Here is a 19057-nt window from a genome sequence, read left to right on the forward strand (position 1 = left end):
GCCCGCGTCGCCGCAGGCCACGCTCGCGCCGCTGGCCGGCGGCACGCCGGTGGTCGACACCGACGAGGTGTACGCCTTCCGGCGCGACGGCGTCGCGGTCCTCGCCGACCTCGGCGCGGACGAGGTGGTGCTCTCCGCCACCACCGGCTGCGCCGGCTGATCTCCTACACCGGCTGACCGTTCCCGTCGTCCCGCCTACGGCTGCGGCCCAGCGCGTCCGCGCGACCCCAGCGCCCGGGGATGTCCAGCAGCTCGACCCGCCCGACCCCCTGCGGCACGTGCGGGTCGACGATCAGGTGCTCGCCCTGCGGTTCGAGCCCGAGCATCACCCGCAGCAACATCAACGGCGTCCCCGCCGACCAGGCCTGCGGGCTGCACGCGGTCGGGTACTGCACCGGGTACTCGGTGAGGTCGCGCTCGTACCCGGCGAACGCCTCCGGCAGTCGGCCGTCGAAGTAGCGCGCCGCCGTCAGGATCGACTCGCAGATCTGCCCGGCCTGCTCGCGGAAGCCGTACTTCCACAGCCCCCAGGCGATGATCGAGTTGTCGAAGGGCCAGACCGTGCCGACGTGGTAGCCGATCGGGTTGTACCGCCCCTGGTCGTCGGCGAGGGTGCGGACACCCCAGCCGGAGAAGAGTCGCGGCCCGACGAGGTGGTCGGCGATCCGTCGGGCCCTCGACTCCTCGACGATGCCGCTCCAGAGCAGGTGCCCGATGTTGGAACTGAGCGCATCCACCGGCGTGCCGTCGGCGTCCAGGGCCAGCGCGTAGTACTCCTTCTCGGGCAACCAGAAGTCCCGGTTGAACCGTTCCTTCAGCTCGGCGGCCTCCCGTTCCAGCCGGTCGGCGTACTCCGGGTCGTTCCAGAACAGCCGGGCCATCCGGGCGCCGCGCAGCTTGGCGTCGTACGCGTAGCCCTGCTGTTCGCAGGTGGCCCGGGGGAAGCTCGGCAGCCGGCCGTCGGAGTAGGAGATCGCGTCCCACGAGTCTTTCCAGCACTGGTTCTCCAGGCCGGTCTTCGGGTTGCGGGTCTGGTACCAGAGGTAACCGGTGCCGAGCAGGTCGCCGTACGTGTCGATCCAGGCCAGTGCGCCCCTCACGGCCAGTTCCAGCCGTTTGACAAGTGCCACGTCGCCGGTCCACCGCTCGTACTCGTCGAGCAGGATCACGAACAGCGGCGTGGAGTCGGCGGCGCCGTAGTAGGGCGAGTGCGGCTGCTCCTCGAAGCCGGCGGTCTCGCCGTAGCGCAGCTCGTGCAGGATCTTGCCGGGCTCCTCGTCGCGGAAGTCGTCCAGCCGGTGCCCCTGGAGACCGGCCAGCATCGTGAGCGTGGGCGGGATCAGTTCCGGCTGGAACGGCAGGACCTGGAGCGAGGTGATGATGCTGTCCCGGCCGAACAGGGTCATGAACCAGGGCAGGCCGGTGGCCAGCAGTCGTACGCCGAGCGCGATCGACTCGTACCGGAGCGCGGCCAGGTCGTCGAGGCTGCGCCGGTACGCCTCGGTCAGCGGTTGGTAGTCGCAGCTCAGCTTCGGTGCCTTGGCGATGAACTCGGCGTGCTCGGCCTGGATGACGGCGGTCGTCCGGCTACCGGAGAAGGGGAGTTGGCTGCGGACGTCCTCGCCCCGGGCGCCGTAGATCGTGGTGGTGACGGCGAGCCGGGTGGTCCACTCGCCGTGCGGCCCGATCTCGATCGCGAAGGTCATCCCGGTCAGGTCGACCTCCGCCGGTGCGCTGCTGCTGATCACCGTCTCCCGGTGGAACGCCTCCCGGCGGTAGTCCAGGCGCAGCGCGTTCTCGCCGGGGGTGGCGGTGTGCTCGCCGCGCTTGCGCTGGGTGTCCTTGATCTCGAAGAGGTCCGCGAAGTCGGCACCCATCTCGATCCGGACGGTGAACATCATCGACTGCCCGGAGTGGTTGAGCACGGTCAGCTCCTCCTCGAAGCTGCCGCTGATGGCCCGGCTGCGGATCACCGAGACCTTGGCGTCCAGGAAGTGGGTGGGCTCGCCCGGCACCAGGAAGTAGCGGGTCCGGTGCGACTCCGAGTCGTCGAGCGACAGTGCGTGCAGCCGTTCGCCGTCGAGCAGCAGCAGCCAGGTGGAGAGGAACCGGGTGTCGAAGGAGAAAAGGCCGGTGGGGAAGTCGAGGGCCGGCTCGATGTCGCCGCGCCGGTCGCTGACCAGGAAGGTGTTGCCGTCCAGGATGCTGACGAGTTCTTTCACCGGGTCCGCCTGACGTGCTCGCGGGCCACCTCGCGCGGGTCCCGGGTGCCGGGGGGCGGGGGGAAGAAGCGCCGGAAGGCGAGGAACAGGACCACGTCCCCGGTGTACGTGCTCTCGTTGCGGAACACCGCGGAGATGCTCTGCGACTGGCCGGTGACCAGCCGGTCGAACAGGTGCACGCCGCAGTACCAGACGGCGTCGGCGGCCTCCGGACCCTGACTCACCTCGGCCGCGCCCGGTCGCATCCGGACGAGCCAGTGTTCGGTGTGGTGGCCGTCGGAGAGGTCGATCCGGAGCGTGCCCGCCACGGGGGCGCGGAGTACCTCCGGGGCCCGGGCCGGCAGCGCCGCGAAGAACTGCTCGGTCGCCTCGGTCACACCCGAATCGTAGGCATTAGTCCGAGTTGTCGGGCCAGTTCCGGCGCGCAGGCCGGCGATGTCAGTACACGAGCGCCTGTGCGCCCTCGGCCATCGTCTCCTCCACGAAGACGGCGGCACCGGCGATCCGTACGCCGGGGATCACGTCACCCGTGCCGATGTCCCGGCGGGCGGCGCACTGGGTGCAGGCGGTCACCGTGCCGGTGGAGAGGATCACGTGCAGCAGCTCGGCCAGGGGCGCCGAGTGCGGCAGCTCGAAGTTCTGTGCGTGACCGGGCAACGCGAACCAGGTCGACTCACCGGTGAGCCAGAGCGAGACGGGTACCCCGGCTGCCGCCGCAGTGGCGGCGACGGTGAACGCCTGGGCGCAACGCTCCGGCGAGTCGGCGCCGGCGGTGGCCTTGACGACGAGAGTGCGGGCCATACCGCCCAGCATAGGATGAGCCGGATGGTCACCGAGATCGGGTTCGTCAGCCTGCTGGTCGCCGGCCTGGGCGCGCTCGCCGGTGGCCTGGTCTACGTGGCGGTACTCATAGCGAGAGGTAGACAGTGAGCGCGAGGAGTGAGCCGGGTTTGCGAGCCCCGCAGTCGCGAACGAAAGAGGCACAGTGAGCGCGTCGGACGACAATCCGCTGGCACCGCCGCCGTGGCTGAACGCGCCGCCGGTCGAGCCGTACCCCTTCGAGGAGAGCCACGACCTGCGGGTCGGGCCGAAGCTGCACCCGAGCCTGGACGGGCTGCTGCCGTACGTCGGTGTCTGGCGGGGACGCGGCCGGGGCGGTTTCCCCACCATCGAGGACTTCGACTTCGCCCAGGAGATCCGGATCAGCCACGACGGCCGACCGTTCCTGCACTACGAGTCGCGGGCGTGGATCCTCGACGAGCAGAGCCAGCCGGTGCGCCCGGCCGGGCGTGAGGTCGGCTGGTGGCGTCCGGTGCTCGACGGTGACCGGGTCACCGACGAGCTGGAGGCGCTGCTCACCGTCCCCACCGGGGTGATGGAGCTGCACGTCGGGCGGCGCAAGGGTACGCAGATCGAGTTCGTCACCGACGCCGTGGTGCGGACCTCCACCGCCAAGGAGGTGACGGCCGGGCACCGGCTCTTCGGCATCGTCGAGGGGGCGCTGCTCTACGCGCAGGACATGGCGGCGGTCGGTCAGCCGCTCACGCCGCACCTGTCGGCACGCCTGATCCGGGTGGCCGGCTGAGCCGTCCGGCATCCGGCGGTCGGCCGTCGGGTGGTCGGCTTGCGGCGACAGCCGTCAGGGCAGCGGGAAACCGAGCAGTTCCTGCACCGCCCCGGTACGCGTACCGGCCGGCAGCGGCGTGCCGTCGAGACTGCGGACCGCCACCGCGCCGCGTACGGACGAGGTGAGCCAGACGCCGTCGGCGGTCCGCAGCCCAGCCGGCGTGACCATCCGTTCGTCGGCCGTGCAGCCCAGCTCGGCGGCGTGCGCCAGCAGCCACGCGACGGTGGTTCCGGGCAGGATGCCGGTCCGGCGGGCCGGCACCGTGCAGAGGACGTCCCCGTCCAGCCAGACCACGTTGGCGGTCGGCCCCTCCAGCACGTACTCGTCGGAGGAGACCCAGAGCACGTCGTCGACGCCGGCCCGGGCCGCCCAACGGCGGGCGGCGGTGCTCGCCCGGTACGAGGTCGACTTGAGACCGGCGGGGAGCCAGTCGAGCTCGGGGCGGGCCTGCGCGGGGACGCCCAGCGGGAGGGTGGCCACCCGTACCCCGTCCCGGCGGGCCTGCCGCGCCGTCGCCGGCACCTCGGCGAGGGTGGCGTACACGGTGGGTCCTCCGCCGCCCTCGGGGCCGCGGGTGCAGACCAGCCGGAGCGCGCCCTCGACCTCGGTCGGCCAACCGGCGGCGACATCGTCCAGCAGCGCGACCAGCTCGGCGTCGGGAGGCAGGGGCAGCTCGACGAAGGCCGCGCCGGCCCGCATCCGGGCCAGGTGCTCCTGCCGTAGCCACGGCCGACCGCCGCGCAGATGCATGGTCTCGAACAGTCCGTCGCCGTGCAGGACCCCGAGATCGTCGCCGCGCAGCAGCGGCTCGCCGGGCGGTCGCAGGCCCTGTCCCAGTACGCCGATCCGCGACGCCACCATGGGGCCGAGCGTAGTGCCGACGCCCGCACCCGCAGGTACGCGTACCGCCGAACTATGATCGGAGGGTGTCCGAATCCTCCCTGGCGGAACTGCTCCGCGCCCGTGGGCTGCGGCTGACGGCGCAGCGGCAGCTGATCCTGCAAGCGGTGCTGGACCTGGGGCACGCCACCCCGGAGCAGGTGCACACGGCGGTCCGCGAGGTCGCCGCCGGTGTCAACATCACCACCATCTATCGCACGCTGGAGCTGCTGGAGCGGCTCGGCCTGGTCACCCACACCCATCTGTCGCACGGTTCGCCGACCTACCACGCCGCCGGGGAGGACCAGCACGTCCACCTGGTCTGCCGGGAGTGCGGCGCGATCGACGAGATGGAACCCGAGCTGTTGCGCCCGCTGGCCGACCAGTTGGCGACCGAGCGGGGCTTCCGGGTCGACATCGGCCACGTCTCCTTCTTCGGCGTGTGCGAGCGGTGCGGAGACGGGGACGGGGACCAGAAATGATCGACATCGCGGGTGCGGTGGCCGTGGAGAGCATCGACGAGGCCAGCCGGGACCAGCCGGAGCCGGCGCACGCGGCAGCCGGCGTACGGTCGGTGGCCGCGCACTACGGCGACCCGATGCGTGAGCAGCGGCTACTCGACACCGAGGTCGGCCTGGTGGACCGCTCGCACCGGGGCGTCGTCGCGGTGCCGGGCGCGGAGCGGATCTCCTGGCTGCACACCCTCACCACCCAGCACCTGGCGCAGCTCGGCCCCTGGCAGGGCACCGAGTTGCTGGTGCTCTCCCCGCACGGGCACGTCGAGCAGCACGCCATGGTGACCGAGGACGGCGACACCACCTGGCTGGACACCGAGCCCGGCGCCACCGGGAGCCTGCTGGGTTACCTGGAGAAGATGCGCTTCTTCAGCCGGGTCGAGCCCCGCGACGCCACCGCCGAGTACGCGCTGCTGTCACTGGTCGGGCCGAAGACACCCGACGCGGTGGCCCTGCTGGACGTGCCGCCGCTCGCCGAGCCCGAGGTGCTCGACGTACCGGGTGCCAAGTTCCGCGCCGGTGAACTGCCCGCCCGCCCGAGCGCCCGGTACGACGTCACGCCGCTGCCCGGCGGCGGATGGGCCCGTCGGGTGCCGCTCGGGGTGGACCTGCTGGTGCCCCGGGCCTCGATGGAGCAGGTGGTGAACCGGCTGCGCGACGGCGGTGTGCGGCCCGCCGGCCTGTGGGCGTACGAGGCGGTGCGGGTCGCCGCCCACCGGGCCCGGGTCGGCGTCGACACCGATCACCGGACCATCCCCGCCGAGGTGGACCTCATCGCCCCCGCCGTGCACCTGGACAAGGGCTGCTACCGGGGGCAGGAGACGGTCGCCCGGGTGCACAACATGGGGCGTCCGCCGCGTCGGTTGGTCCTGCTGCACCTCGATGGGGTGATGACCGACCAGCTCCCGGCCGCCGGTACCCCGATCACGCTGGGCGACCGGACGGTCGGCTTCGTCGGCACCGCCGTGCACCACCACGAGCAGGGCCAGATCGCGCTGGCCGTGGTGAAGCGCTCGGTCGCCGACGACGCCACGCTCCGGGTCGGCGAGAGCACCGCCGCCATCGACCCGGAGTAAGGAAGGGCACCTTATTAACGCCTGCGGTATAGCAGGGGTCCCCTGCTAACACCTGCTCCCGGCTCGCGCTGACGGCACCTGCCTGCTTCCAGCGGCTCCCCGCTCGCGCTGACGGCACCTGCCTGCGCCGGAGGTCGGGCCGGGGGTTCTAGGATCGCCGGCATGACGACAGCGACGTTGATCACGGTTGCCCCCACCGGCGCGGAGTCGGCCAAGACGGAGGTGCCGGCGCTGCCGGTGACCCTGGACGAGCTGCTGCTCACCGCCAAGGAGTGCGAGGCGCTGGGCGCCTCCGTGATCCACGTCCACATCCGCGACGGCCAGGCGCGCCCGACGCTGGACCCGGGACGGCTACGGGAGACCGTGGCGGCGCTGCGGGAGAGCACCGACCTGATCGTGCAGCTCTCCACCGGTGGGGCGGTCACCGACCCGGAGTCCGACCGGCTGGCCGTGCTGGAGGCGGGACCGGACATGGCCTCGTGCACCATGGGCACGGTCAACTTCGGCGACGACGTGTTCCTCAACCGCTGGGAGTTCATCGTCGACCTGCACACCCGGATGCAGGAGCGGGGCGTCGTGCCCGAGTACGAGATCTTCGACCTCGGCCACCTGACCGCGTTGCAGCGGCTGCTCGGCCGGTACGGGCTGCCGCACGGCGGTCATGTGCACGTCGACTTCGTGATGGGGGTGCCGGGCGGGATGCCGGGCACCACGGCGACCCTGGTGGCGGCGCAGCAGATGCTGCGGGACCTGCCCGAGGGGACCACGTTCTCGGCGACCGGCGTCGGCCGTACCAGCATTCCGGTGCTGCTCGCCAGTCTGTCGGCCGGTGGTCACCTACGGGTCGGCATGGAGGACACGGTCACGTACGCCAAGGGGCGGCCGGTGGAGTCCAACATGCAGCTCGTCGCCCGCGCGGTCGGGTTCGCCCAGCTCGCGCAGCGTCCGCCGATGACCACCGCCGAGGCGCGCGAGATGCTCGGCATGTAAGGGGGAGACTCCCCACCGTTGCTGTACACCCGGAGGTGGCGTCCCTGCTCACCCCGGTGTCGGCCCTGCCTGCATCGTGGGTAGCGTCCACGTTGTGGGAGAGACGTACGAGGGCGGCGTGGCCCTCGCCGAGGTGGTCCGGTCCGGGTTCGTGGAGGGCGTACACCGGGGGTCGGTGGTGGTGCTCGACGCCGATGGCGCGGTGGTCGCCGCCGCAGGTGACGTGACCTCGCCGATCTTCCCGCGTTCCGCCAGCAAACCGATGCAGACGGTCGGGATGATCGGCGCCGGGTTGCCGCTGACCGAGTCGGCCGACCTGGCTCTGGTGTCGGCCAGCCACGCGGGGGAGGAGTTCCACCTGGCCCGGGTGGCCGGGCTGCTCGCCACCGCCGGTCTGGACGAGGACGCGCTGCACTGCCCGCCGGACCTGCCGGTCGGTGAGCAGGCCCGCGAGGCGGTGCTGCGGGCCGGCGGCGGTCCCACCCGGCTCCAGATGAACTGTTCCGGCAAGCACGCCGGGATGGTGCTGACCTGCCGGGCCGCCGGATGGCCGGTGGACGGGTACTGGCGTCCGGAGCACCCGCTCCAGCAGCGGGTACGCGACGCGGTCGAGGAGTCGACCGGCGAGCGGGCCGTGGCGGTCGGGGTGGACGGCTGCGGCGCGCCGGTGCTGTCGGCGTCGCTGACCGGGCTGGCCGGGGCGTACCTGCGGCTGGTGACGGCGGAGGAGGGCACGGCGTCGCGTACGGTGGCCGACGCCATGCGCGGGCACCCGGAGATCGTCGGCGGTACGGAGGCCGACGACACCCGGCTGATGCGGGGCGTACCGGGGCTGCTGGCGAAGGTGGGCGCGGAGGGCGTGATCGCGACGGCGCTGCCCGGCGTCGGTGCTGTTGCCTTGAAGATCGACGACGGTGCTGGTCGTCCTCGGATGCCGGTGCTGGTCTCCGCGCTGCGTCGGCTCGGTGTCGACGCGCCGGTGCTGACGGAGTTCGCCGAGGTGCCGATCTTCGGTGGTGGCCTGCCCGTCGGTGCCGTCCGTCCGCTCTGGTGACGCCCGCTCCCCGGCAACGGCCGTCGACCGCTGCCGGGTGGATGTGGGGTGGATGTGTGGGGTGGATGTTAGGAGGGGACCCGTGCTCTACCGCAGGCGTTAGCAGGGGGCCCTTCCTTACACCAAACCCTTACGGCGAAGGCAGGAAGTCGAGCAGGGCGGCGTTGACCGGGGTCGGCCGCTCCAGGGGCAGCAGGTGGGCGGCGTCCGGGACGTCGGGCAGCCGGACCGCGTGTGGGGCCTCCGCCGCGATGCGGTCGGCCAGATGCCGGATGTCGGGTACGTCCGCCGCGCCCGCCATGACCAGTACGGGCATGGTCAGCTCGCCGAGTCGCCCGGTGGCCGGCGGATCCAGTTCGGCGATGTCCACCGCGCTGAGCGCCAGTTCGGCCGCGAGTGCGCGTTCGTCCATGGCGGTGGCGAACGCCAGCAGGTGCGGGTCGACGTCCGACGGGTCCCGTTCCGGGCCCACCACCCAGAACCGCACCTCACCGGCGGCGGTGGCGGCCAAGTCCTCCGGGTCCACTTCGCCGACCAGGCTTTCCCACAGGTCGTTCGTCTGCTCGGACCACTCGTGGCCGGAGACGGCGGTGCCGAGCAGGGCGAGTGCGCCGACCCGTGCCGGGTATGCCAGTGCGGTGTCGATCGCCACCGCACCGCCGAACGAGCAGCCGACCAGGGCGGCCCGGGGCAGGTCGAGCGCGTCGAGCAGGCCGGCCACGTCGTGGTGGTGGGCGAAGGCGGTGCCCGGCAACTCGGACTCGCCATAGCCACGCAGGTCGACGGCGATCACCCGGTGCCGGACGGCGAGCGCGTCGAGTTGCGCGTGCCACATCCGGCGGTCCGCGATGCCGGCGTGCAGCAGGACGACCGGTGATCCGGAGCCCGTCTCGTCGTACGCCAACCGTGCGCCATTCACTTCGATCTTGGTCACGGCGAGACGGTACGACCGGCCGCGTGTGGGCGCAAACCTGCACGCGGCGGGACGGTGCGACCGGCGGTCACCTGCCCGTTGAGACCTTGCTAACTCGGGCTAGCGTTTTGCTTGCAGCAGCTAGCAGGGACGGATAGCGTGAGGTCATGGCCACTTCCAAGGACCTTCCCGACGTCGGCGGGTTCATACGTGACCTGCGGCGGAACGCGAAGATCTCGCTGCGGCAGCTCGCCGAGCAGGCCGGGGTCAGCAACCCCTACCTGAGCCAGATAGAGCGGGGTCTGCGCCGCCCGAGCGCCGAGGTGCTCCAGCAGCTCGCGAGCGCCCTGCGGGTCTCCACCCCGGCGATGTACCTGCGCGCCGGGCTCCTCGACGACAAGGAGGGCCAGGGCGTGCTGGCGGCCATCGCGGTCGACCAGGACCTGACCATGGCCCAGAAGCAGTCCCTGACCCAGATCTACGAGACGTTCCGCCGGGAGAACGCCCGGCTCGCCGATGCCACCGCCGCAGCGGACGCCGCACGGGAGGGCACCGCCGACACCGACGTGTCCACCGGGCCGAACGCCGCGAACGACGGTCCCGACCTCACCTCGCCCGACCTGGCGAACCTGGCCGCCACCGGCCCCACCACCGCCGAGGGCTCGCCGACCGAGGCCGTCCTCGAATCGGTCGCCGTGACGGAGGCCGGTCAGGCCCCCGCGCCGACCCGCACCCCAGCCAAGAAGACCGCCCGCACGGTCGTCAGCAAGGCCGCCGACGCGGCTCAGGAGGAGACGTCATGACCCAGCCGAAGACCGACCGCATTCCCGCCCCGCTCTACGCCGCCGCCGGTGCCGGCGACCTCGCCCTGAAGCAGTTGCGCCGACTGCCGACGGTGGTCGGCGAGCTGCGTGACCGGGTTGCCACCGACGGTGGCCGGGTCGTGAGCGACCTCGGCGGCAAGGCTGTCGTCGCCGGGTTCGAGCTGCGGCAGAAGGCCAACGACGCGCTGCGCAACGCCAACCAGACCGCCGAGTCGCTGCGACAGAAGGCCACTCCGGTCGCCGACCTCCACCGGCTGCGCGAGGTCGCCGACCCGGCGAAGCTGCGCGAGGCCGCCGACGTGCAGAAGCTGCGCGAGGCCACCGACCTCGACCGGCTGCGGGAGCTGGCGACCCGCAACGCCGCCGTGGTCGTCGCCGGTGCCCACGCCGCCCAGGAGCGGGCGCTGGCCGCGTACGGCGCGCTGGTCGCGCACGGTGAGCGGGTCGTCGGTGCGGGCGTGGTGGAGGCCGCCGAGACGGTGAACGCCGACATCGACGCCACCGAGGCCACGGTGGAGCCCACCGCGATCACGCCGGACGCCGCGCCGGTGACGCGGCGCAAGAAGGCCGAGGTGCCCAGCCCGGCCGAGGTCGCCGAGATCGTGGAGGCCAAGCCGGCCGTCGCCAAGAAGGCCACCCGGGCCAAGGCGGGCACCGGACAGCCGGCCGTCAAGCGGACCACGCCGTCGGCGAAGCTGCCCCGGGCCACGAAGCGGACCCGCCCCGCCGCCGAGTGACGACGACAGACGCATAGACCACGGCGACCCCGGTCACCGTCCTGTCGGACGGAACCGGGGTCGCCAGCATAAGCTTGCCGTCATGGCCAACGCCGCGCCGATCTTCGTCTTCGACGTCCGCTACGTGATCGAACTGATCCTGTTCGTGTTCGCACTGGTCGTGCAGGGGGTGGCACTCGTGCACTCCGTCACCCAGCGCTCCGACGCCTTCCCCGCAATCGGCACCCTGCCGAAGGGCGGGTGGATCGCGATCCTGGCGGTCACCACCCTGCTGACCCTGCTGACCCGCAGCACGCTGAGCATCTTCGGGCTGATCGGTGTCGCCGCCGCCCTCATCTACCTGCTCGACGTGCGCGTCGGCCTGCGTGAACTGGGCAACGGTAGAGGATCCTGGTGAGGGCCTTCCGCTGGCCACCACCACCGGACGGCGGACCACGCACCTGCGGGCCGGGGCCCGGCGCACCGCGTACCGGTCGCCCGCCGCTGCCGGACCCGGAGACCGAACTGCTCGATACCCCGCACGGCGTACGCCTGGAGCGGCTGGTCACCGGCGTCGGTGACCCGGTGACCGTGTTCGCGCACGGGTTCGGCAGCGGCATCGCCACCACCCGCCCGTTCGGCAGCGGGGTGAACGGGCGCAAGGTCTTCTTCCAGTTCCGTGGCCACGGTCGCTCGGACGCGCCGGACGGCCCGTGGAGCTATCTCGACCTCGCCCGTGACCTGCGCGCCGTCGCCGATCTCAGCGCGGCGACCCGCGCCCTCGGGGTCAGTCTCGGCGCGGGCGCGCTGTGCCGCCTGCTGGTGGAGAGCCCGGACCGCTTCGACCGGTTGGTCTTCTTCCTGCCCGCCGCGCTGGACCGGCCCCGGGGGCCGCTGGCCCACGCCCGGCTGACCGAGCTGCTCGCGGCGGTGGAGGTCGGGGACGCCTCGGCGGTGGCCGAGGTGGTCTCGGCCGAGATGCCGCCGGCCGTCCGCAACACTCCGGCCGGCTGGGCGTACCTGCGGCAGCGGCTGGACCACCTGCTCCGCGACGGACTCGCCGCCGGACTGGCCGACCTGCCGGGGCAGGTGCCGGTGCCGGACGCCACGGCGCTGGCGGCGGTGACCACACCGGCCCTGGTGATCGCCGCCGAGGGCGACGACCTGCACCCGGTGGAGGTGGCCGAGGAAATCGCCGCCGTGTTGCCGAATGCCACCCTGCACCGGTACGCCCGCCCCGGCGTGCTGTGGACGGACCGCGCCGATCTGCGCGGACGGATCTCCGAGTTCCTGAACGGGTGACCTGGGGGCCCGAAGGCCCCACGTGGCGTCGATGGCACAGATCGGCCAGGTTCGGGTGGTCATGGTCGAGAGCGAGGGTCGGGCCAGCCGCCGGGTCCGCATCCTCCTCGCCGACTAGCCGTTAGCCGGTGCACGCTGGGCCGACTCGGCATCCTTTACCCGATCGTCGCGACAGGTTACAAGATCATCTCATCTTTCGCGGCGATTTCTGCTGTACGGTCTGTGGGTGAGAACCGAGCGTCACTGGTGGAACGGCGACCGCACCGTGCGTGGTCGTCGCGACGTGTTCATCCGCACCGACGGCGAGTCGTGGGAGGTCGAGGCCCGGGCCGGCGGCGGCGCCGGCGGGTCGAAGATCATTCCCTGTCCTGGCCTGCGGTCGGCGGAAATCCTGGCCGGAGCGTGGATGGACGGCCAGCGCAAGTGGCAGGACGTCGCGACCTGAGCAGATCGTGCTCCCACACGTCGACGGGCGGCAGGGGGTAGACTGACCGTGCGGCCCTGTCCTGGCGGGCCGGTTCGATGTCCCAGGCCACGCGCCGCGGCCAACTAGCGGTCAGCGCCGGGCGGGGATCTTTCTTCGACGTTCGGAGCATTCATGGCGGCACGCCGCCCACAGCAGCAGAACACCTCCTCGACCACTTCGACCTTCGCCGACCTCGGCGTGCCCGAGGCGCTCACCCGCGTCCTCGCCGTCACCGGGGTGGACCGGCCCTTCCCGATCCAGGCGGCGACGCTGCCCGACGCGATCGCCGGGCGCGACGTGCTCGGCCGTGGCCGCACCGGTTCGGGCAAGACCTACGCCTTCGTGCTGGCGGTGCTGACCCGTCTGGCGGCCACTCCCGCGCCCCGTCGGGCCGGGCGTCCCCGGGCGCTGATCCTCGCGCCCACCCGTGAGCTGGCCTCCCAGATCGACGCCGTGATGGCGCCGCTGGCGCAGGCGCTGTCGCTGCGCACGATGACCGTCTTCGGCGGCGTGGCCGCCGGCCCGCAGATCAAGGGGCTGCGTGCCGGGGTCGACGTCGTGGTGGCCTGTCCGGGCCGCCTCGCCGATCACGTCGACTCGGGCCACGCACACCTGGACGCGGTCGAGATCACCGTGCTCGACGAGGCCGACCACATGGCCGACCTCGGCTTCCTGCCCACCGTGCGACGGTTGATGGACCAGACCCCACGCGACGGTCAGCGCCTGCTCTTCTCCGCCACCCTGGACGCCGGTGTGGACGTGCTCGTCCGCCGGTTCCTCACCGACCCGATCACGCACAGTGTCGACTCGGCGCAGTCCCCGGTCACCGCGATGACGCACCACGTGCTGCACGTGCTCGCCGACGAGCGGTTCGCCGTGCTGGTGGACCTGGTCGCCACGCCGGGGCGCAGCGTGGTGTTCACCCGGACCAAGCGGGGAGCCAAGACGCTCACCCGTCGACTGGTCGCCGCCGGGGTGAAGTCCGTGGAGCTGCACGGCAACCTGGCCCAGGGGGCGCGGGCCCGCAATCTCCAGGCGTTCTCCGACGGTGAGGTGCAGACGCTCGTCGCCACCGACATCGCCGCCCGGGGCATCCACATCGACGACGTGGCCCTCGTGGTGCACGCCGACCCGCCCGCCGAGCACAAGGCATACCTGCACCGGTCGGGGCGTACCGCCCGGGCGGGCGCTGCCGGCACCGTCGTCACGTTGATGACCGACCAGCAGGCGTCCGAGGTGCGGGAGTTGACCCGCAAGGCGGGCATCCGGGCGACCACCACCCGGCTGCGTCCGGGTGACGCGCTGTTGCGCGAGATCGCCCCGGGGGAGCGGACGCTGGTCGCCCTGCCGGTGGAGTCCGCCGAGTCGGCACGCGAGCCACGGTCGAACCGGGGCGGCCGTCGCGGCGGCACGTCGGCACCGGCCAAGAGCGGTGGGGCCCGATCCCAGACGGCACAGCCCGGCACCGGCCGGTCCCATGGCAGCCAGGCGGGCACCGGTCGGTCACGTGGCGCGCAGACCAGCCTGGGCCGGTCCTCGGAAACCCAGACCGGTGCGGGCCGGGCCCAGGGGGCGCAGGCCGGTTCCGGTCGTTCCCAGGGCGGGCGGTCGCAGTCGGCCCGAGCCGGTGCGGCCCCGGTCGGCGGGACACGCACCGGAGCGGCGGCCTTCTCCGCCCGTGCCCGGCCCGGCGGACGCCGCCGGCAGGGCTGACGGCAGGACCGTTGACGGCGGCACCGCCAGGTCCGGCTCGTCGCGAAGAACCGGCGGGATGTGGTCGGCAAAGCTGACGTCGGTTGTCAGGTATCCCTGGCAACGTGACCGTCATGACGACATCGTTGACGGGAAGGGTGGCGCTGGTCGCCGGGGCCACCCGGGGAGCCGGCCGGCAGATCGCGGTGCAGCTCGGCGCGGCCGGCGCCACCGTGTACGCCACCGGGCGCAGCAGCCGGGCGGCGCGCTCCGAGCTGAACCGGCCGGAGACCATCGAGGAGACCGCCGAGCTGGTGACCGCCGCCGGGGGCACCGGGATCGCGGTCCGCACCGATCATCTGGTACCGGACGAGGTGCGGGCCCTGGTCGAGCGGATCGACGCCGAGCAGGGCCGACTCGACGTGCTGGTCAACGACGTGTGGGGCGCCGACCCGCTGATCACCTGGGAGAAGCCGGTCTGGGAGCAGCCGCTCGACGCCGGTTTCCGGACGCTGCGGCTGGCGGTGGAGACCCACGTGGTCACCAGCCACTTCGCGTTGGCGCTGCTGACCCGCAGCCCGGGTGGGCTGGTCGTGGAGATCGGCGACGGCACGAAGGCGTACAACGACGACAACTACCGGTTGTCGGTCTTCTACGACCTGGCCAAGACCTCGGTCAACCGGCTCGCCTTCATCTGGGCGCACGAGCTGAAGGAGTACGGCGGCACGGCCGTCGCGCTCAGCCCGGGGTGGCTGCGGTCGGAGGCGATGCTGGAGCACTTCGGCGTCACCGAGGAGAACTGGCGCGACGGTGCCGCCACCGACCCGCACTTCCTCATCTCCGAGACACCCGCCTTCGTCGGCCGGGCGGTCGCCGCACTCGCCACCGACTCCGACCGGCACCGCTGGAACGGCCGGTCGGTCTCCGCCGGTGAGCTGGCCCAGGTGTACGGCTTCACCGACGTCGACGGCAGCCAGCCGGACGCCTTCCGATACATCAGCGAGGTGGTCGACGCCGGCCGTCCCGCCGACGTCACCGGCTACCGCTGACCGTCCTCCGCCGACCGGCCGTGCGCGCCGGTCGGCGGCTCACGGCCCGCTGTCCTTCACCGCCGGCCGCTCTCCCCATCGGTGGGCGACTGACGGCCTGTGGCGTAGAGGGCGACCGTCCGGGCCGCCGCCTCGGCCAGTCGGGCCCGCAACTCGGGCGGGTCGCAGACCTCCACCTCCGGCCCGAGCCCGAGCAGTTGGGCGTAGGCCACATCGACGGACTCGACGGGCAGCCGGATCGTCGACCAGCCCTGGTCGTCGGGTCCGTCGGCGGCGGCGACCGCCTCGTCGTACCCGAAGGGGGCGTCGACCAGGTGCCGGAGCACGCGCAGACCGACCGGGCTCAGCCGGAGCGTCACCTCGGCCCGCAGCATGCTCCGCAGGAACGCCGCCGCCTGGCGCTGCCAGTACGCCGCCAGGTCGAAGTCCGGTTCCCGGTCGAAGGTCTCCTCGTCCGCCGTGACGGCGGTGACCCGGTCCACCCGGTAGGTGCGGACGTCCTCGCCGACCCGGCCGACGAGATACCAGGTCCCGCTCTTGAGCACGAGGCCGTACGGGCAGATCCGGCGGGTCACCTCGTGCTCCCCACGCCGGTAGCGCAGCGTCACCACACGGTCCCGCCAGACCGCTCCGGCCAGCTCGGTCAGCCACGTCGGCGGTGCGGTCCGGTGGTGGTACCAGCCCGGCACGTCCAGGTGGAACCGCTGTCCGGTACGGGCCGGGGCGTCGCGCAGGCTCGGTGGCAGCGCGGCGAGCACCTTGAGTTCCGCCGCCGCCACCGCGTCGGCGAGTCCCATCTCACCGGCCGGGCCGGGCAGTCCGGCCAGGAAGAGGGCCTCCGCCTCGTCCCGGGTCATCCCGGTCAACCGGGTCCGGTAGCCGCCGAGCAGCCGGTAGCCGCCCGTCGGCCCCCGGTCGGCATAGACCGGCACCCCGGCGGCGGAGAGCGCCACCACGTCCCGGTAGACGGTGCGTTCGGAGACCTCCAGCTCACGGGCCAGCTCCGCCGCCGTCATCACCTCCCGGGCCTGCAACAACAGCAGCAACGAGATCAGGCGGGCGGCGCGCACCGGTCACCGCCCGCCGGGGGTGAGCAGGCCCCGGTCGTACGCGGCGGCCACCGCCGCCGCCCGGTCGTTGACGCCGAGCTTGGCGTACACGTGCAGCAGGTGCGTCTTGACGGTGGCCTCGCTGATGAACAGCCGGGCGGCGGCCTCGCGGTTCGACGAACCTCGGGCCACCAGCGTGAGTACGTCGAGTTCCCGCTGGCTCAGCGGCTCCTCGGCCGGCGTACGCGGCGACCGCAGCCGCCCCATCAACCGTCCGGCGACGCTGGGGGAGAGCACCGACTCGCCCCGGGCGGCGGCGCGGACCGCCCGGACCAGTTCCTCCCGGGGTGCGTCCTTGAGCAGGTAGCCGGTGGCACCCGCCTCGATCGCCGGCAGCACGTCGGCGTCGGTGTCGTAGGTGGTCAGCACCAGCACCTTCGCCGGGCTTCCGGAGGCGGCCAGCCGCCTGATCGCGGTCACCCCGTCCATGCCCGGCATCCGCAGGTCCATCAGCACCACGTCCGGCCGCAGCGCCTCGGCCAGGGCGAGCGCCTCGGCGCCGTCCGCCGCCTCGCCGAGCACCTCGAAGCCGGGGTCGCCGGTGAACATGCCCCGCAGCCCGTCCCGCACCACCGGGTGGTCGTCGACGATGAGCAGGCGTACCGGGCCGGTCATGCGGCGGCTCCGGGCAGAGCCGGCACGGACGCGGAGACAGCGGTGCCGGTTCCGGGTTCGGACTCGACGGCGAGCCGCCCGCCGACCCGCGTCACCCGTTGCCGCATCGCGGTCAGGCCGTAGCCGCCGTCCCGGTCCGGTACGGCGCCACCGTCGACGTCGAACCCCGACCCGTCGTCGCGGACGTCCAACGTCACCACGTCCGACATGTACGACAGGGTGAGCCCGACCCGGGACGCGGCGGCGTGCCGGGCCACGTTCGCCAGCGCCTCCTGGGCGGCCCGGAGCAGCGTCACCTCGATCTCCGGATGCAGCGGGCGGGGCGTACCGGTGGTGCTGACGCTGGCCGCCACCCCGTGCCGGGCCGACCAGCGCCCACCCAGCTCGGCGAGTACGTCGGGCAGCCGGGCGGTCTCCAGCGGCTCCGGGCGCACCGCCCGCACCGACCGGCGCGCCTCGGTCAGACTCTCCCGTGCCAGGTCCAGCGCGTTGTCCACGTGCCGCTGCCAGTCGGCGGAGCGGTCCCGGGACTGCTCGGCCGCCTCCAACTGGGTGATGATGCCGGTCAGCCCCTGGGCCAGCGTGTCGTGGATCTCCCGGGCCATCCGCTGGCGTTCGTCCCGCACACCGGCCTCCCGCGCCTGCGTGACGAGCTGCGCGTGCAGCCCCTCGTTCTCCCGTACGGTCTCGGCGAGCCGTTCGTTGGCCGAGGTCAGCTCCGCCACCAGCCGCTTGCGCTTCTCGCCCTCCCGTTCGGCCACGAAGGCGAACCAGCTCACGCCCCCGGCGACCACCAGGTTGAACAGCACCATCACCAGCCAGACCAACCAGTGCGAGGCGAGCACCGGCAGCCCGCCGCTCTGCGACGTGCCGAGCAGCGCGGCGGTGACGACCACCCCGGCCATCGGCCAGCGGCCCGGCAGGACGAACGCGTACACGAAGCCGACCCAGGCGAAGAAGCCGTACCACGGGCTGGCGATCACCAGCGTCGTGGCGAACCCCAGCAGCCCCACGTAGAAGAAGGCCATCGGGCCGCGTCGCTCGTACCAGTGCGGGTGCAGGGTGACGAACCAGGCGACCCAGCAGGCGGCGGCTGCGACGACGGGCAGGATGATCGTGAGCGGGAGACTGTGCGGGGTCGGTGCGAGAACGGTCAGCAGGGTGCCCACGGCGAGCCCGCCGAAGGGCAGCACCCGGTAGAGCCGCTCCTGCCAGACCTCCGGCCGATGCCCGGTCTCGCTGCTGCTGGTCATCCGGCCCCCGCTCACTGCCAGCGGAACAGTTTAGCCGCGACGGTGCCGGCCGTCAGGGCGATCGTCGCCATTATCCCCAGGTGCAGCGGGTCCGGTGCGGTGCCGGTCCAGGCGTCCAGCAGGGCCTGCACCCCGGGCGGCAGATAGGCACCGAGGTCGGCCAGCACGTCGGGCAGCAGGAACCGGGGCAGGTAGACCCCGCCGAAGAACATCACCACCATGAACAACGGCACCGACATCGCCTGCGCCGACCGGCCGGAGCCAGCCACCGCCGCGATCACCAGGCCCAACGCCAGCAGGGCCGCCGTACCCAGGACCAGGGCGGCGGCGAACCCCACCGGATGCTGCGGCAACGGTGAACCGAACGCGAACCGGGCGACCAGGGCGAGCAGCACCGCGCTGGCCAGGATCCCGGCGAGGGCGAGGACGAGCTGGGCGACCAGCAGCGCCGCCGGGCTGGCCGGGGTGGTCGCCAACCGCCGCAGGATGCCGCGCTCACGGTAGGTGGCCAGCACCGACGGGAGTACGTTCACCCCGACCATCGCCACCGAGGCGACCAGCAGCGACGGAGTGAAGTACGTGAGGAAGGACTGCCCACCGAGGTTCGGGTCCGGTTCGCGGAACGACGGGACCAGCCCGAGCACCGTCAGGATCCCGGTGGGCAGCAGGACGGTGAGCAGGAGAGTCGGGAGGTCCCGCAGATAGAGCCTGGTCTCGGTCCTGAGGATCTGGCCGAAGGCATGCATGGTCGTCCC

At 72.6% G+C, this 19057-nt stretch carries 22 protein-coding genes; 13 read left to right on the top strand and 9 right to left on the bottom strand.

The window, feature by feature from the left end; translation table 11 throughout:
- Window positions 1–164: 164 nt before the first annotated feature.
- The 3 genes from EYA84_RS03320 to EYA84_RS03330 all read right to left on the bottom strand — a co-directional run bounded on the left by EYA84_RS03320 (window position 165) and on the right by EYA84_RS03330 (window position 3035).
- Window positions 165–2222 (bottom strand): glycogen debranching N-terminal domain-containing protein, encoded by a 2058-nt coding sequence (locus tag EYA84_RS03320; RefSeq protein ID WP_131051513.1) that lies wholly within the window; start codon window positions 2220–2222, stop codon window positions 165–167.
- Window positions 2219–2599 (bottom strand): SCP2 sterol-binding domain-containing protein, encoded by a 381-nt coding sequence (locus EYA84_RS03325; RefSeq protein ID WP_131051514.1) that lies wholly within the window; start codon window positions 2597–2599, stop codon window positions 2219–2221. Before EYA84_RS03325 ends, EYA84_RS03320 begins: the two co-directional genes overlap by 4 nt.
- Before the next feature lie 61 nt (window positions 2600–2660).
- Window positions 2661–3035 carry a DsrE family protein gene (locus tag EYA84_RS03330; protein WP_131051515.1) on the bottom strand — a complete coding sequence of 125 codons (375 nt, stop codon included), beginning with the start codon at window positions 3033–3035 and terminating at the stop codon, window positions 2661–2663.
- 12 nt (window positions 3036–3047) lie between these two features.
- On the opposite strand from EYA84_RS03330, the gene mtfM reads away from it, so the two are divergent.
- On the top strand, window positions 3048–3152 hold the full coding sequence (gene mtfM, locus EYA84_RS33890; RefSeq protein ID WP_275540796.1) for a small membrane protein MtfM: 105 nt from the start codon (window positions 3048–3050) through the stop codon (window positions 3150–3152).
- 55 nt (window positions 3153–3207) lie between these two features.
- A complete protein-coding gene (locus EYA84_RS03335; RefSeq protein WP_131051516.1) occupies window positions 3208–3807 on the top strand; it encodes an FABP family protein in 600 nt (199 codons plus the stop codon).
- Window positions 3808–3861: 54 nt separating this feature from the next.
- On the opposite strand, the gene EYA84_RS03340 is transcribed toward EYA84_RS03335, so the two are convergent.
- Complete coding sequence (locus EYA84_RS03340; protein ID WP_131051517.1) at window positions 3862–4710, bottom strand: aminotransferase class IV; 849 nt, start codon at window positions 4708–4710, stop codon at window positions 3862–3864.
- 65 nt (window positions 4711–4775) lie between these two features.
- On the opposite strand from EYA84_RS03340, the gene EYA84_RS03345 reads away from it, so the two are divergent.
- From EYA84_RS03345 to EYA84_RS03360, 4 genes are all read left to right on the top strand, one after another.
- Window positions 4776–5210: a Fur family transcriptional regulator gene (locus EYA84_RS03345; RefSeq protein WP_131051518.1), complete on the top strand. Its 435-nt coding sequence runs from the start codon at window positions 4776–4778 to the stop codon at window positions 5208–5210.
- Complete coding sequence (locus tag EYA84_RS03350; protein ID WP_131051519.1) at window positions 5207–6319, top strand: folate-binding protein YgfZ; 1113 nt, start codon at window positions 5207–5209, stop codon at window positions 6317–6319. Before EYA84_RS03345 ends, EYA84_RS03350 begins: the two co-directional genes overlap by 4 nt.
- A gap of 162 nt (window positions 6320–6481) precedes the next feature.
- On the top strand, window positions 6482–7309 hold the full coding sequence (locus EYA84_RS03355; RefSeq protein ID WP_131051520.1) for a 3-keto-5-aminohexanoate cleavage protein: 828 nt from the start codon (window positions 6482–6484) through the stop codon (window positions 7307–7309).
- A gap of 73 nt (window positions 7310–7382) precedes the next feature.
- Window positions 7383–8363, top strand: a complete 981-nt coding sequence (locus EYA84_RS03360) for an asparaginase (protein ID WP_131051521.1) — start codon at window positions 7383–7385, stop codon at window positions 8361–8363.
- Between the two features lie 130 nt (window positions 8364–8493).
- On the opposite strand, the gene EYA84_RS03365 is transcribed toward EYA84_RS03360, so the two are convergent.
- Window positions 8494–9297, bottom strand: a complete 804-nt coding sequence (locus EYA84_RS03365) for an alpha/beta fold hydrolase (RefSeq protein WP_131051522.1) — start codon at window positions 9295–9297, stop codon at window positions 8494–8496.
- 146 nt (window positions 9298–9443) lie between these two features.
- Here EYA84_RS03365 and EYA84_RS03370 point away from each other — a divergent pair, with 146 nt between their 5' ends.
- The 7 genes from EYA84_RS03370 (at window position 9444) to EYA84_RS03405 (ending at window position 15325) form a co-directional block, all read left to right on the top strand.
- On the top strand, window positions 9444–10079 hold the full coding sequence (locus EYA84_RS03370; protein WP_131051523.1) for a helix-turn-helix domain-containing protein: 636 nt from the start codon (window positions 9444–9446) through the stop codon (window positions 10077–10079).
- Window positions 10076–10837: a hypothetical protein gene (locus EYA84_RS03375; RefSeq protein WP_131051524.1), complete on the top strand. Its 762-nt coding sequence runs from the start codon at window positions 10076–10078 to the stop codon at window positions 10835–10837. The genes EYA84_RS03370 and EYA84_RS03375 overlap by 4 nt, the downstream gene beginning before the upstream one ends.
- An 82-nt stretch (window positions 10838–10919) precedes the next feature.
- Window positions 10920–11234: a DUF2516 family protein gene (locus tag EYA84_RS03380; RefSeq protein ID WP_131051525.1), complete on the top strand. Its 315-nt coding sequence runs from the start codon at window positions 10920–10922 to the stop codon at window positions 11232–11234.
- Entirely contained in the window at window positions 11231–12118 is an 888-nt protein-coding gene (locus EYA84_RS03385; RefSeq protein ID WP_131051526.1) for an alpha/beta fold hydrolase, read from the top strand. The genes EYA84_RS03380 and EYA84_RS03385 overlap by 4 nt, the downstream gene beginning before the upstream one ends.
- Window positions 12119–12344: 226 nt before the next feature.
- Complete coding sequence (locus EYA84_RS03395; protein WP_117229133.1) at window positions 12345–12563, top strand: hypothetical protein; 219 nt, start codon at window positions 12345–12347, stop codon at window positions 12561–12563.
- A gap of 153 nt (window positions 12564–12716) precedes the next feature.
- Complete coding sequence (locus tag EYA84_RS03400; protein ID WP_131051527.1) at window positions 12717–14297, top strand: DEAD/DEAH box helicase; 1581 nt, start codon at window positions 12717–12719, stop codon at window positions 14295–14297.
- Between the two features lie 113 nt (window positions 14298–14410).
- Window positions 14411–15325, top strand: coding sequence for an SDR family oxidoreductase (locus tag EYA84_RS03405; RefSeq protein WP_131051528.1), 915 nt, complete (start codon window positions 14411–14413; stop codon window positions 15323–15325).
- Between the two features lie 56 nt (window positions 15326–15381).
- On the opposite strand, the gene EYA84_RS03410 is transcribed toward EYA84_RS03405, so the two are convergent.
- From EYA84_RS03410 to EYA84_RS03425, 4 genes are read right to left on the bottom strand one after another with little or no spacing between them, the layout of a single operon-like run.
- On the bottom strand, window positions 15382–16395 hold the full coding sequence (locus EYA84_RS03410; RefSeq protein WP_131051529.1) for a YafY family protein: 1014 nt from the start codon (window positions 16393–16395) through the stop codon (window positions 15382–15384).
- Window positions 16396–16398: 3 nt separating this feature from the next.
- Window positions 16399–17049, bottom strand: a complete 651-nt coding sequence (locus EYA84_RS03415; RefSeq protein WP_131051530.1) for a response regulator transcription factor — start codon at window positions 17047–17049, stop codon at window positions 16399–16401.
- Window positions 17046–18302 carry a sensor histidine kinase gene (locus EYA84_RS03420; protein ID WP_131051531.1) on the bottom strand — a complete coding sequence of 419 codons (1257 nt, stop codon included), beginning with the start codon at window positions 18300–18302 and terminating at the stop codon, window positions 17046–17048. The genes EYA84_RS03415 and EYA84_RS03420 overlap by 4 nt, the downstream gene beginning before the upstream one ends.
- 11 nt (window positions 18303–18313) lie before the next feature.
- Window positions 18314–19048 (bottom strand): ABC transporter permease, encoded by a 735-nt coding sequence (locus EYA84_RS03425; RefSeq protein ID WP_131051532.1) that lies wholly within the window; start codon window positions 19046–19048, stop codon window positions 18314–18316.
- Window positions 19049–19057: the final 9 nt, after the last annotated feature.

It is taken from the genome of Verrucosispora sp. SN26_14.1 (assembly GCF_004307965.1).
In the GTDB taxonomy this organism is placed as follows: Bacteria; Actinomycetota; Actinomycetes; order Mycobacteriales; family Micromonosporaceae; genus Micromonospora.